At 38.3% G+C, this 14,762-nt stretch carries 11 protein-coding genes and 1 other annotated feature; of the genes, 10 read left to right on the forward strand and 1 reads right to left on the reverse strand.

Features of this window, described 5'->3' with window-relative positions:
* Nucleotides 1–71 precede the first annotated feature (71 nt).
* From yaaA to ACY9Z2_RS17565, 6 genes are all read left to right on the forward strand, one after another.
* The gene (gene yaaA, locus ACY9Z2_RS17540; RefSeq protein WP_463610966.1) at nt 72–296 is read left to right on the forward strand and encodes a S4 domain-containing protein YaaA; all 225 of its coding nucleotides are present in this window, start codon (nt 72–74) and stop codon (nt 294–296) included.
* A 25-nt stretch (nt 297–321) separates the two neighbouring features.
* Entirely contained in the window at nt 322–1,434 is a 1,113-nt protein-coding gene (gene recF, locus ACY9Z2_RS17545; protein ID WP_463610967.1) for a DNA replication/repair protein RecF, read from the forward strand.
* A gap of 19 nt (nt 1,435–1,453) precedes the next feature.
* Nucleotides 1,454–1,726 carry an extracellular matrix regulator RemB gene (remB, locus tag ACY9Z2_RS17550; RefSeq protein WP_463610968.1) on the forward strand — a complete coding sequence of 91 codons (273 nt, stop codon included), beginning with the start codon at nt 1,454–1,456 and terminating at the stop codon, nt 1,724–1,726.
* A gap of 136 nt (nt 1,727–1,862) precedes the next feature.
* On the forward strand, nt 1,863–3,788 hold the full coding sequence (gene gyrB, locus ACY9Z2_RS17555) for a DNA topoisomerase (ATP-hydrolyzing) subunit B (RefSeq protein ID WP_463610992.1): 1,926 nt from the start codon (nt 1,863–1,865) through the stop codon (nt 3,786–3,788).
* Nucleotides 3,789–4,263: 475 nt separating this feature from the next.
* The gene (gene gyrA / locus ACY9Z2_RS17560) at nt 4,264–6,786 is read left to right on the forward strand and encodes a DNA gyrase subunit A (protein WP_463610969.1); all 2,523 of its coding nucleotides are present in this window, start codon (nt 4,264–4,266) and stop codon (nt 6,784–6,786) included.
* A 284-nt stretch (nt 6,787–7,070) separates the two neighbouring features.
* Nucleotides 7,071–8,165, forward strand: coding sequence for an HD-GYP domain-containing protein (locus ACY9Z2_RS17565; RefSeq protein ID WP_463610970.1), 1,095 nt, complete (start codon nt 7,071–7,073; stop codon nt 8,163–8,165).
* A gap of 251 nt (nt 8,166–8,416) precedes the next feature.
* On the opposite strand, the gene ACY9Z2_RS17570 is transcribed toward ACY9Z2_RS17565, so the two are convergent.
* Nucleotides 8,417–9,373 carry a YaaC family protein gene (locus ACY9Z2_RS17570; RefSeq protein WP_463610971.1) on the reverse strand — a complete coding sequence of 319 codons (957 nt, stop codon included), beginning with the start codon at nt 9,371–9,373 and terminating at the stop codon, nt 8,417–8,419.
* 178 nt (nt 9,374–9,551) lie between these two features.
* On the opposite strand from ACY9Z2_RS17570, the gene guaB reads away from it, so the two are divergent.
* From guaB to pdxT, 4 genes are all read left to right on the forward strand, one after another.
* The gene (gene guaB / locus ACY9Z2_RS17575; RefSeq protein WP_463610972.1) at nt 9,552–11,021 is read left to right on the forward strand and encodes an IMP dehydrogenase; all 1,470 of its coding nucleotides are present in this window, start codon (nt 9,552–9,554) and stop codon (nt 11,019–11,021) included.
* Between the two features lie 450 nt (nt 11,022–11,471).
* The gene (locus ACY9Z2_RS17580; RefSeq protein ID WP_463610973.1) at nt 11,472–12,806 is read left to right on the forward strand and encodes a serine hydrolase; all 1,335 of its coding nucleotides are present in this window, start codon (nt 11,472–11,474) and stop codon (nt 12,804–12,806) included.
* 50 nt (nt 12,807–12,856) lie between these two features.
* Nucleotides 12,857–13,741: a pyridoxal 5'-phosphate synthase lyase subunit PdxS gene (gene pdxS, locus ACY9Z2_RS17585; RefSeq protein ID WP_463610974.1), complete on the forward strand. Its 885-nt coding sequence runs from the start codon at nt 12,857–12,859 to the stop codon at nt 13,739–13,741.
* Nucleotides 13,742–13,756: 15 nt separating this feature from the next.
* Nucleotides 13,757–14,347: a pyridoxal 5'-phosphate synthase glutaminase subunit PdxT gene (pdxT, locus tag ACY9Z2_RS17590; protein WP_463610975.1), complete on the forward strand. Its 591-nt coding sequence runs from the start codon at nt 13,757–13,759 to the stop codon at nt 14,345–14,347.
* A 99-nt stretch (nt 14,348–14,446) separates the two neighbouring features.
* Nucleotides 14,447–14,667: a binding site (T-box leader), on the forward strand.
* The last annotated feature ends 95 nt before the right edge of the window (nt 14,668–14,762 follow it).

The following is a 14,762-nucleotide window of genomic DNA, read 5'->3' on the forward strand; positions in this document are numbered from 1 at the left end:
TACGTATCACTTTATACGTATGTTGTTTTAATAATAGGATACAAACTCTAAAAAAGAATCTGGTGAAAAAGATGCACGAAAAAATTGAAATAACTACTGAATATATACCCCTTGGTCAATTTTTAAAACTGGCAAACATATTTGAATCAGGTGGTATGATTAAAGCTTTTCTACAGGATGAAGGTGCGATCGTAAACGGTGAACGGGAAAAGAGACGAGGTCGAAAGCTTTATCCAGACGATGTAATAGAAGTAGAACAAGCTGGTTCTTTCATCGTAGTAAAAGAAGAAAATTGATTGTAAAAATAAATGAGGAATTGTCATGCATATTAACCATTTACAGTTAAAAAATTATCGAAATTACGATGCGATAGATCTTACTTTTGATGATAAGGTCAACGTAATAATAGGTGAAAATGCGCAAGGAAAAACCAATCTTATGGAAGCTATATATGTACTTGCATTCACTAAATCACATCGTACCCCAAGGGAAAAGGAACTGATTCAATGGGATAAGGAATATGCTAAAATAGAAGGTAACATAACAAAAAGAAATCAATCTTTTCCGCTTGAAATTGTCGTTTCCACTAAAGGGAAAAAGGCGAAATTAAATCACCTAGAACAAAAGCGGTTAAGTGATTATATCGGCGCATTAAATGTGGTAATGTTCGCTCCAGAGGATTTAACCTTAGTAAAGGGTCCACCACAAATTCGTAGGCGGTTTATCGATATGGAGCTTGGACAAATTCAGCCTCGTTATATTTATCATCTTGGACAGTATCAAAAGGTCTTGAAACAACGAAATCATTTATTAAAGCAAATGCAACGAAAACAAAAGCAAGATCCGGCGGTTTTAAGAGTGCTTACAGAGCAGTTAATTCAGCATGCCACAACGTTACTGGAAAGAAGATTTGCCTTTTTAGAGTTGTTGCGTAAATGGGCAATACCTATCCATAAGCAAATAAGTCGTGATCTCGAACAACTGGAAATAGAGTATTTAGCGACGATAGAAGTATCAGAAGCGTCAAGTAAGGAGAAAATAGAAACTAGCTACGTAACGAAATTTCAAGAAATAGAAGAGAAAGAGATTGAACGGGGAACAACATTAATTGGTCCACATCGTGATGATTTACTTTTTTACGTTAATGGAAAAGACGTCCAAACGTATGGATCACAAGGGCAACAACGGACAACAGCTTTATCGATGAAGCTTGCGGAAATAGAGTTAATCTATAACGAGGTTGGCGAATATCCCATCCTTCTACTTGATGATGTGTTAAGTGAATTAGACGATTATCGGCAATCGCACTTATTAAACACCATACAAGGACGGGTTCAAACCTTTGTCTCCACCACGAGTGTAGATGGAATCAATCATAAAACATTAAACAAAGCAGAGTTATTTCGAGTGGACAATGGCAAGGTAGATACATAGTTAGGTGGTGTAATTTTTTATGTTTATTCATATCGGGAATGACAATGTGATTCAATCAAAAGATGTAATTTCTATTATTGATCGAAATGTGATTTCATCCTCATCCATTATGGAAGAGATGATTGATCGCGCAACCAAAAGTGAATTGATCGTTGCACCATCCGAAGAGACAAAATCTGTCGTAATTACGAAGGATTTAATATATTTTAGCTCCTTGTCAGTTGCAACATTAAAAAAGCGAGCGAGTATGATTTCAACAATAAGTAAGCTTGATAATTATTCAGATGAATGAAAAAGGCGAAAGTGCTTCTCTAACTATCGATGCTGACTTATCGTAAGGCAGATTAGGAAGGGCATTGTAGCTGATCGATATATTGAGAATAGATTATAAGAGGACAACCTCGTAAAAAAGAAATGTGGGTGAAAGAATGTCGGCAGAAAATAATGTAACAAATGAACAATTATATGGTGCTGATCAAATTCAGGTACTTGAGGGATTAGAGGCTGTACGTAAAAGGCCGGGAATGTATATTGGTTCTACTAGTGGACGTGGTTTACATCATTTAGTATGGGAAATTGTTGATAACAGTATTGATGAAGCACTAGCAGGGTACTGCGATCATATTGAAATTACTATTGAAAAAGATAATAGCATTACAGTTAAAGATAATGGACGCGGTATTCCAGTTGGGATTCAAAAGAAAACTGGTCGACCAGCAGTTGAAGTTATTATGACTGTCTTACACGCTGGAGGAAAATTCGGCGGTGGCGGATATAAGGTTTCTGGTGGATTGCATGGTGTAGGTGCTTCAGTTGTTAATGCGCTTTCCACAAATCTAGAAGTTTATGTTCACCTAGATGGAAAAGTCCACTTTATTGGATTTGAACGCGGTGTGCCACAAGAAGAGTTAAAGGTTATTGGCGACACAGATAAAACTGGAACAATCATTCATTTTAAGCCAGATCCAGAGATATTTACGGAAACTACCACGTATGAATTTGACACTCTAGCATTGCGTGTGCGTGAGTTAGCCTTTTTAAATAAAGGACTAACGATGTCACTTGAGGATAAACGAAGTGATAAAGAACCTGTGACGTATTTCTATGAGGGTGGAATTAAGTCATATGTAGAATATATTAATCAATCACGTGAAGTACTCCATGAACCGTTTTATGCGGAATCAGAAGATGATGGGATTACAGTTGAAATAGCTGTTCAGTATAACGATGGTTTTGCGAGCAATATCTATTCATTTGCAAACAATATCCACACCCATGAAGGTGGAACGCATGAATCAGGATTCAAAACTGCACTAACGCGAGTAATCAATGATTATGCTAGAAAAAATAACATGTTTAAAGAAAATGATCCGAATTTAACTGGTGATGACGTCAGAGAAGGAATGGCAGCGATTATATCAGTAAAACATCCGGATCCACAATTCGAAGGTCAAACGAAAACAAAGCTTGGTAGTAGCGAGGTTCGTACCGTTACGGATTCCATCTTTAGTGAAGCTTTTTCAAAGTTTTTATTTGAAAATCCTTCCGTTGCGAAGATAGTAGTTGAAAAAGGATTAATGGCTTCTCGTGCACGTGCTGCAGCGAAAAAGGCACGTGAATTAACACGTCGTAAAAGTGCACTGGAGATATCAAACCTGCCTGGTAAACTAGCCGACTGTTCGTCAAAGGATGCAAAAATAAGTGAACTCTATATCGTTGAGGGTGACTCTGCAGGTGGTTCAGCTAAGCAAGGAAGAGACCGTCATTTCCAAGCAATTTTGCCGTTACGTGGTAAGATCTTAAACGTGGAAAAAGCACGACTCGATAAAATTCTATCAAATAATGAAGTTCGGGCGATGATCACAGCACTTGGTACAAGCATTGCTGAGGACTTTGATATTACAAAAGCACGTTACCATAAAGTAGTTATTATGACTGACGCTGACGTAGATGGTGCTCATATTCGTACCCTTTTATTAACATTTTTCTATCGTTACATGCGTCCATTAATTGAAAATGGCTATATATATATTGCGCAACCACCATTGTATAAAATACAGCAAGGTAAAGCTGCACACTACGCATACAACGATAAGGAATTGGACCGTGTGTTAGGTGAACTTCCAAGTAGTCCAAAGCCAGGTATCCAACGATACAAAGGGCTTGGGGAAATGAACGCTACACAGCTCTGGGAAACGACAATGGATCCGGATAACCGTACATTGTTGCAGGTTGACCTTTCAGATGCAATTGAGGCGGATCAGATTTTCGATATGCTAATGGGAGATAAAGTAGAACCACGCAGGAACTTTATCGAAGAAAATGCCCAATACGTACAAAATTTAGACGTTTAAGAAAGAAAAGCGAAGGCGACTGGTCAGAAGCAGACGCATAAGCAAGAGACTGGAAAACGCTTGGTTTTTAGCGTTTGAAATGTCTATTGCTTATGACGGCAGCTTCTAGGAGCCGCAGCTAGCCAAAGAAAAGCGAAGGCGACTGGTTAGAAGCGGAAGCATAAGGGAACGAAATTTATTGGACACACAATCCGTTATTTACGCAAAACATACCATTTTTAATAGGCTATCGGACATCAGATTCCTTATTTAATCAAAATCGATACAAACTAACCATTAAATGACCAAATAGCGGATTCTAAGTCCGTTAAGATCAACAAATGCGATTATTTTAACCAAATAGCGAATCCTGTGTCCGCAAAATTGATATAAACAAAGTCAAACATTGTTTTAATGTTTCGTCACAACTAGTCATAGATAAAAGATAGATTTTCATTGTTCGTCACTTGAAATTTAGTGACAGGGAGGTAACAGAATGGCAGATCAAGAACGTTCTAATGTTCAAGAAATAAATATTAGTCAAGAAATGCGTACATCATTTCTTGACTACGCAATGAGTGTAATTGTGTCACGTGCCCTACCAGACGTCCGTGATGGACTGAAGCCTGTTCATCGAAGAATTTTGTATGCGATGAATGATTTAGGAATGCACTCGGATAAAGCACATAAGAAATCAGCACGTATTGTTGGTGAAGTAATTGGTAAGTACCATCCACATGGTGACTCTGCCGTATATGAAACAATGGTACGTATGGCACAAGACTTCAGCTATCGTTACATGCTGGTTGATGGACACGGTAACTTTGGGTCGGTTGATGGTGATTCTGCAGCTGCGATGCGTTATACAGAGGCACGTATGTCCAAAATTTCAATGGAATTACTGCGTGACATTAACAAAGATACAATCGATTATCGGGATAACTACGATGGTTCCGAACGCGAGCCAATCGTGTTTCCATCTCGTTTTCCTAACTTATTAGTTAATGGTACATCCGGGATCGCAGTTGGTATGGCAACGAATATTCCACCCCATAACTTAGGGGAAACAATTGATGCTGTGTTAGCTATTAGTAAAGATCCTGAAATTACTATTGATGAACTGATGGAAAATCATATCTATGGTCCTGACTTTCCAACTGCTGGACAAATTCTTGGCCGAAGTGGAATTCGGAAAGCATTCGAAACTGGAAAAGGTTCTATAACCATTCGAGCTAAGGTACATATTGAAGAGAAAGCTAATGGCAAATCAACGATTATTGTTAGTGAGTTACCATATCAGGTCAATAAAGCTAAACTGATTGAAAAGATTGCTGATCTTGTACGTGATAAGCGTATTGACGGTATTACTGATTTACGTGATGAATCCGATCGTAATGGACTTCGTGTTGTTATGGAGTTACGCCGTGATGTAAATGCGAATGTTGTATTAAACAATCTGTACAAATATACGTCACTTCAAACGACCTTTGGCATCAATATGCTTGCTTTAGTAGATGGACATCCACGTGTTTTAAATATAAAACAATGCTTGGAATACTATTTGGAGCACCAAAAGGTAATTATTAAACGTCGTACTGCATTTGAGCTACGAAAAGCAGAAGCGCGTGCACACATTTTAGAAGGTTTGCGCATCGCTTTAGATCACTTGGATGAGGTTATTGCGTTAATCCGAAATTCCAAAACAGCCGATATTGCTCGAGATGGCTTAATGGAGCGCTTTGGACTTTCTGAAAAACAAGCTCAGGCTATTTTAGACATGCGTTTACAACGTTTAACCGGTCTAGAACGTGAAAAAATTGAAAATGAATACAACGAATTACTCCAACTAATTGATGAGCTAAAAGCTATTTTGGCTGATGAAGAAAAAGTATTAGAGATTATTCGTGAAGAATTAACGGAGATTAAGGAGCGTTATAGTGATTCCCGTCGATCTGAAATTGTAGTTGGTGGACTAGACTTCATTGAGGATGAAGACTTAATTCCTGAGGAAAACATTGTTATTACGCTTACACATCAGGGCTATATTAAACGTTTACCAGCTTCGACGTATCGTACGCAGAAGCGGAACGGTCGCGGTATTCAAGGAATGGGAACGAACGAGGATGACTTCGTTGAACACCTAGTATCCACTTCAACACATGATACGGTACTATTCTTCACAAATAAAGGTAAGGTATACCGAGCAAAAGGATATGAAATCCCTGAATTTAGCCGGACAGCAAAAGGAATTCCAGTAATCAATCTTTTACAAATTGAAAAAGATGAGTACATCAATGCAGTTATCACGATTGAAGAATTCGCTGAGGATTGGTTCCTATTCTTTACAACAAGAAAAGGTGTGTCGAAACGAACTTCATTATCTCAGTTTGCAAACATACGAAAAGGTGGATTAATCGCTGTAAATCTGCGTGAAGATGATGAATTGATTTCGGTTCGTTTAACGGATGGTAACAAGGATATTATGATTGCGACGAGAAATGGCTATCTAATTCGTTTTCCAGAAGACCAAATCCGTTCGATGGGTCGTACCGCAGCGGGAGTCCGAGGGATATCTTTACGTGATGACGATGAAGTCGTGTCGATGGAAATTTTAGAAGAAGGTCTACAAATTTTACATGTAACCAACAAAGGGGTCGGAAAACGTACTCCTGAAGATCAATATAGGATCACAAAACGTGGTGGTAAAGGTATTTTCACGTGTAAATTAAATGAAGATACTGGCCATGTAGTTGCAGTAAAAGCTGTAAATGGTGAGGAAGATCTGATGTTAATTACAGTTGCTGGTGTATTGATTCGAATTCCAGTTGCAGGAATTTCTCAATCAGGTCGTAACACGCGTGGTGTTGGTTTGATTCGTTTGCAGGATGAAGAAGAAGTTGCAACCGTTGCAAAAGTAGAGCCAGAGGATGAGGAAGAAGTAGAAGAAACTGAATCCGAGGCAGAAGTAACATCAGAACAAGAAACGAATGTAGAAGTAAACGATACAGAAGACGAATAAGACAACAGGATGAGAAAGTATGTAAAGGCAGCTCAGCAGAGAAATGAAATGATTACTCTCTTTGAGTTGCCTTTTCTCACTGATAGGAAAGTATAAGGGCAACTAAGGCTTTCGCCATTAAAGCTTGGCGATAAGCCAAGTTTTCTAATAACGTCAGAAGTATAAGTTATGGTAAATAAACCTTATAAGAAAAACTTCGGCACTCGCTATTTGACGAGGCGAATACCGAGTTTTCTAATAAAAAAATTATTCTACTGTAACGTTCTAATCAAAGGGGGGATAACATGCGAGTGGAACCAGCACAACTTGTTCCAGGTTGTATGTTGTTAAGCGATGTAAAGGGAAAGTCAAACCGGGCAATCATCCCTAAACATACTGTTCTTACAGAAGAACACATCACGATATTGGAGAAATTTTTAATCAATCATGTAGATGTTGGAGCGAAGTTGGCAGATGGAAAAGCCTTTACACCAAAAACGGTTATAAAAGAAAAAGAGAAATCAAAGCAGGTACCATCAACAAAAAGTAGAGATAAATTAACGTTTGAGGATCATTATCATCTTGTTGTAACAGCGTATAAGAGGCTTTTTCATTCTTGGCAAAACAACATTACGATTGATATGCCAGCGGTTCGAAAGCTTGCGATTCCGTTATTTGAACGGATGGACAAGGGTGAAGTTGATGTCTTTACATTGCATCAATTAAGTACAAAAAAGGATTATATGTATCATCATAGTATTGCAGTTGGAATAATTGCTGCTTTTTTAGGAAAGAAAATGGGTTATTCGAGCGGTGATTGGATTCAAATTGGGTTAGCAGGATTCCTTAGTGATAGTGGGATGGCTAAAATATCACCAGGGATATTACATAAATCTGGGTCACTAACCGATGCTGAAGTAAACGAAATGAAAAATCACCCAACCTATTCATACCGAATGGTCGAACATATACCAACGATAACCCAGGTTGTAAAATTAGCTATTTTACAGCACCATGAACGAATGGATGGTAGTGGCTATCCACTTGGTGTTCAAAAGGAAAAAATACATGCTTATGCGCGGATCATTGCTGTTAGTGACATGTATCATGCCATGACTAGTGATCGTCCGTATCAAGAAAAAAAATCGCCGTTTCAAGCGATTGAAACGTTATCTTTTCATAAATTTACCCATTTTGATCACCAGGTAGTTGATCTGTTTATTAAAAGCCTTGCTAATTTTACAATTGGCACAAAGGTAACGTTATCGGATGGCCATAAAGCGGAAATTGTTTTTGTAGAAGACAAGTTTCCAACAAGACCAATGGTAAAGCTTGATGATGGAGAAAGTATTTTGGCATTAAAAGATAGACCAAATATTTATATTGAAGAAATTATCTAATCAGAAATAGACTGGGACAAAATTAAATTCATTAATAAGAATTCGAACAATAATATAAAATAGTGTAAAAAAATCGCTCCGGAAATATACTTCGCTTTCCGCGGGTGGCTGGTGAGCCTCCTCGTGCTTTCGCACTCCGGGGTCTCACCGATGCCATCCCTCCCGCAGGAGTCTACGTATATTTCCGGAGCTAATTTATAACATTGTTCGTCATCTCAATTGGTAGGAATAGTTATAAGCCAACCTCTTAACTAATTTCTCCCCTTATGCATCAACCACTCTCCAAGTAAAACCTCAATCTTATCAGCAACGATTGTTAAATAATGTGCAATAACCGAGTAATCTAATCCATGTTTTGTAGCAAATAGTTCTCCCCAAAACTCTGTTTCATAACGACTAATCATACTTAGGTTATATAGCAATAAATAATGGATTAAAATCTCAGGAATTGTAACAAAATACGTACGTTCTAAAGGAAAATATATGGTTTGCTTCTCTTGATGACAATAAAATGGTCCATTCATTTGTTGAACAGGTTTTTCCAACGTAACGATAAGGGATCCATCTGTTGTTTCTGTTTTTTTTATGTTAGACAAATGTGTTTGTATCCGTTGAATAAATGCACGCTCGGTTAAATGAAAACGATCAAGGATAGTAACTGGAAACTGTAGAAGTGAAGAGCCTATTTCACCAATCTCAACAGTTTTTTCATGATTACTATGCACAAAAAGGTCATTCATCTCAGGTATTAATCCTAATAAAAATTCCATTTTAATTTTCTGGAAAGGTGCATGTTTCATAGAAAACAAATGATTACATGCATAACTAAACAGGCCATTTTGTTGAATTTTTACCTCATCATGGATGAACGTGTAATCCTTCTTTTTTCGCTTTCTAGCTGTGACACCATGTGCCAGAATAGACGTCGATTCAGGATAACCTGGTCGATTGGTTAATAAGCATGCTTTTAATAAGTGAACCATCCCGTAGAAATATAAAAGTGGCTGGAGCCGAACATCAGCTTTTCTTCCTTCTTGTAAAAATAACTCCCCCTGATCAAGGTAGTACATCAATGTACCACTGTTTTCATAGCTTTTCGATTCCGGTTCACGTTCACCGATTGTTGTATAACAATTTTCTAGAAATTGTTGGCTCGAATGGAGATTATGTAAAGAGGTGAAAAAGGTTGATATATCCTGTTTTCTCATATAATTCCTCCTCTCTAAACTATTAAAATATTTAGAATGCATTTTCTTTTTCCACTTTAGTAAGTACCTGTTGAAAATCACTTAACGATACCTTATTCTAAGTAACAATTAGTGTAACCGTATAGATAAATAATACGCATAGACTTTATGCCATAAAATGACAATTAGGAGGATGAAGATGCGCGAGGATAAGTTTGCAAAAGAAGGTTTAACGTTTGATGATGTATTACTAGTACCAGCGAAATCAGAAGTACTTCCAAAGGACGTAGAAGTAAAAACAAAACTGTCTCAAAAACTAAAGTTAAACGCACCGTTTATTAGTGCAGGCATGGATACAGTTACGGAAGCTGAAATGGCAATAGCAATGGCACGTCAAGGTGGCTTTGGTGTTATTCATAAAAACATGTCGATTGAAGACCAAGCAGAACAGGTTGATCGTGTAAAACGTTCGGAAAGTGGCGTTATTACTAATCCTTTCTTTTTAACCCCTGAACATCAAGTATTTGATGCTGAGCATTTGATGGGCAAATTCCGCATCTCTGGCGTTCCGATTGTAAATAACGAAGAGGAACAAAAGCTAGTCGGAATCCTTACAAATCGTGATCTTCGTTTTATTCAAGACTATTCGATTTTAATTCACGAAGTAATGACAAGTGAAAATCTGGTAACTGCACCAGTTGGTACGACACTGGATGAAGCAGAAAAAATGCTACAGCAATATAAAATTGAAAAATTACCACTTGTTGATGATAACGGTGTTTTAAAGGGATTAATTACGATTAAGGATATTGAAAAAGTAATTGAATTTCCAAACGCTGCAAAAGATGCACAAGGTAGATTATTAGTAGGTGCAGCTGTTGGTGTAACCGTTGATGCAATGAAACGAATCGAGCACCTTGTAACTAGTGGCGTAGATGTAATTGTCATTGATACGGCACATGGTCATTCAAAAGGCGTATTAGAGCAAGTGAAACGTGTAAGACAAGCTTATCCAGAATTAGACATCATTGCTGGAAACGTTGCGACTGCGGAAGCGACAAAAGAATTAATTGAAGCAGGCGCATCTATTGTAAAAGTAGGAATTGGACCAGGTTCCATTTGTACAACACGCGTTGTAGCAGGTGTTGGTGTACCGCAGATAACAGCTGTTAACGATTGTGCAATGGCTGCTGCAGAATATGGCATTCCAGTAATTGCAGATGGTGGTATTAAGTATTCAGGTGATGTTGCCAAAGCATTAGCTGCTGGAGCGCATGCAGTTATGCTTGGTAGTATGTTTGCTGGGGTATCCGAAAGCCCTGGAGACACAGAAATTTTCCAAGGTAGACAATATAAAGTATATCGTGGTATGGGATCAGTAGGTGCAATGAAAGCTGGTTCAAAAGATCGTTATTTCCAAGAATCAGAGGAAACGAAAAAGCTTGTACCTGAAGGAATCGAAGGACGAGTTGCCTACAAAGGGCCTCTAGCAGATACTGTTCATCAATTAATCGGTGGATTACGTGCTGGCATGGGCTATTGTGGAACAGCTTCAATTGATTCGTTACGTAACGATGCTCGTTTTATTCGTATTACCAATGCAGGTTTACGTGAAAGCCATCCACATGATGTTCAAATTACGAAAGAAGCACCGAATTACTCGGTATAAATAGTATGAAAGCTTCCTTTTCTAGAGGAAGCTTTTTTTGTTTGTTGCTTGGGTTTGGAGCAGCCTGTGCATCAAATCTAAGCGAGTAATGTCTTTTCTGGACACACGTTCCTCTATTTCCTGAAAAAACCTCATTTTGTACATGTTATCGGACCCCAGAGACCTTATTTAACCAAAATCATAATAAATTACCCCCTTTTTGATCAAATAAAGGATCCTGTGTCCGGAAAAAATTTTGTTCAATTCAATGGTCTTAGCCACACAAGCAAATTTTGTCGAAAGAAGTAATGGATGATTAAGTCTGGGGCACAAATAAATAGGTAAATAATCCTAGTAAAAAAATAGATAGGGAATATTCCCCGTCTATTTTTTTGTTATTTTCTATGGTAAACTATCAAAGATGTGGTTTAAAAATTAATAGATATTTATATACAGGTGGAGGTAGAGAAAGTGATAGACAACGTAAAGAGAATTTTGTCATTATTACTTGTAGCATTAGTAATGGTGACAACGGTAATTGTACAGCCTATGGGAACACAAGCAGCGACCGTTGAGCTTAATGCAAAATCAGCAATATTAGTTGATGCAGAGACAGGGAAGATTTTATACGCTAAAAATGCTGATACGGCACTACCACCAGCTAGTATGACAAAAATGATGACGGAATACCTTGTATGGGAAGCTATCGAAAGTGGTCAAATCAGCTGGGATACAACAACAACTATTAGTGACTATCCATATAGTATATCGGCTAATCCAACCTTCTCAGGAATTGGATTAACGCAAAATAAACCATATACCGTAAAAGAATTGTATAAAGCAATGGCAGTATTTTCGGATAATGGTTCTACTATCGCACTTGCAGAATTAATTGCAGGTTCCGAAGGTCAATTTGTTAAAATGATGAACAAAACAGCAGAAGAAATGGGTTTACCTGATTATAAATTTGTTAACTCCACTGGATTACCTAATTCACTACTTGGTGAAAATGTACCAGAGGGAACAGATCCAAACGCAAACAACTTACTTTCTGCACGTTCTGCAGCATTATTGGCATACAACCTAATTAAAGAGCATCCACAAGCACTAGAAGTTTCTAGTCAAACAGAAGTAGAGTTTGAAGGTTACAATGTGGAGAATTTGAACTGGATGTTGCCACATACAGCATCATTCTTGAAGCAGTTCCATTATGAAGGTGTGGATGGTCTAAAAACAGGACATACCGATATAGCTGGCTATTGCTTCACAGGGACAGCAGAACGTAATGGACAACGACTTATTTCAGTTGTCATGAAGACGGACAGTAAAGCTGAACGTTTTCAGGAAACAGCAAAACTATTAGATTTTGGATTTTCTAACTTTGAAACAAAAGAACTTTTTCCAAAAGGCTATCAACTAGATGGACAAGCGAAGTTACCTGTGGCTGATGGAAAAAAAGATACTGTTGAAATCGCAACAAATAAAGCAATAAAGGTACCTGTACAACAAGGTCAGGAAGAAAAGTATACGCTAAAATATACGTTGAATAAAGACAAACTAAACAAAGCTGGCGAATTAGCTGCTCCAATTGAAAAAGGCGAGAAAATAGGAACAGCCGAATTAATTTTCGAAGGTGAAAACGATTATGGCTACATTTTTAATGCAGAAACGAATAAGACGGTTGACGTTGTAGCACAAGATTCTGTCGAAAAAGACAACTGGTTTATGTTGATTATTGGATCAATTGGTGACTTTTTTGGAAACCTATTTACAACAATCGTTGATACTGTTAAAGGTTGGTTTTAAGTAGTATAATAATCTAGGCTGAAAGTATCATATCACAGGAGGAATTACGAATGACAAATACAGGTACAGATCGCGTAAAACGTGGAATGGCAGAAATGCAAAAAGGCGGCGTAATCATGGACGTTGTCAACGCTGAACAAGCAAAAATCGCAGAGGAAGCTGGAGCAGTTGCTGTTATGGCATTGGAGCGTGTTCCATCTGATATCCGTGCTGCAGGTGGCGTAGCTCGTATGGCTGGCCCTGAAATCACGGAAGCAGTAATGAATGCAGTTTCTATCCCTGTTATGGCAAAGGCACGTATTGGACATATCGTTGAAGCACGTGTTTTAGAAGCAATGGGCGTCGATTACATTGACGAAAGTGAAGTATTAACACCAGCTGATGATGTATACCATTTAAATAAATCAGATTTCACGGTTCCTTTCGTATGTGGATGCCGTAACCTAGGAGAAGCTGCACGTCGTATTGGTGAAGGTGCATCTATGCTTCGTACAAAAGGTGAACCTGGTACAGGAAATATCGTTGAAGCGGTTCGTCATATGCGTCAAATTCAATCTGAAATCCGTCAATTGTCAGCAATGTCGAAAGATGAAGTGATGACATTTGCAAAAAATATCGGAGCACCATTCGAGCTATTGTTGCAAATTCGCGAAGAAGGTCGTTTACCTGTTGTTAACTTTGCTGCAGGTGGCGTTGCAACACCAGCCGATGCTGCATTGATGATGGAACTTGGAGCTGACGGGGTATTCGTTGGATCTGGTATCTTCAAATCAGATAATCCAGCAAAATTTGCTAAAGCGATTGTAGAAGCTACAACACACTACACAGATTATAAGCTTATTGCTGAACTTTCTAAGGATCTTGGTATCGCGATGAAAGGGATCGAAATGAGCACACTTTCCGGATCTGACCGTATGCAAGATCGTAGTGAATAGAAAGAAGGAATGACTATGACAACAATCGGTGTTCTTGCACTACAAGGTGCAGTTCGCGAACATATTCGTTCTGTGGAAGCATCTGGTGCAATAGCAATAGAGATAAAACGTACAGAACAGCTAGAAGAAATCGATGGACTTATTTTCCCTGGTGGAGAAAGTACAACGATGCGACGCTTAATTAATAGCTACGGTTTTTTTGAAGCACTGAGAGAATTTGGTGCGAAAGGAAAGCCAATTTTCGGAACCTGTGCTGGATTGATCTTAATGGCGACAGAAATTGAAGGTCAGGAAAGTGGCCATTTAGGTTTGATGAACATGAAGGTTGCACGTAATGCCTTTGGACGTCAGGTAGCAAGCTTCGAAAAAGAACTTGAAATCAAGCATGTGGCAGATGACTTTAATGCAGTGTTTATTCGTGCCCCATATGTCGTTGAGGTTGGACAAGAGGTTGAAGTGTTAGCAACGTATCAAGACCGTATTGTTGCGGCAAAACAAGGGCATTATATTTGTACAGCGTTTCATCCGGAATTAACGGATGACAATCGATTTGTGGAGTATTTTGTTAAAATGGTGGAAGAATCTAAAAAAATGCTTGCATCGTAGTATTATTGGCTAAATGTACTGTTTGTTGGACGAATAAACCATTTTTATAAAAAGACTTGCATCCTAACATAAAATTATGTATGATGTATCATAATCATTTAAACAGTAATGCGAGGAAATAGTAACAGTTATGCTTTCTAAAGAGAGTCGATGGTTGGTGTGAATCGATGAAGGAATGCTGTGAATCCATCCTTAAACTGGTTTACTGAACGCAGGTTGTAGTAGGTAAACCCGGCTAAAAACCGTTAACATTTTTGAGCCGGAAGAGTTCATCTCTTCAATCAGGGTGGCATCGCGGGAATTATACTCTCGTCCCTATTTTTGGGACGGGAGTTTTTTAATGGAAAAGCGGAGGTGACTGTTCAGAAGCGGACGCATAAGCAATAGACATTCCAAACGCCTGGTTTTTGGCGTT

It is taken from the genome of Virgibacillus sp. GM2-2 (assembly GCF_055329585.1).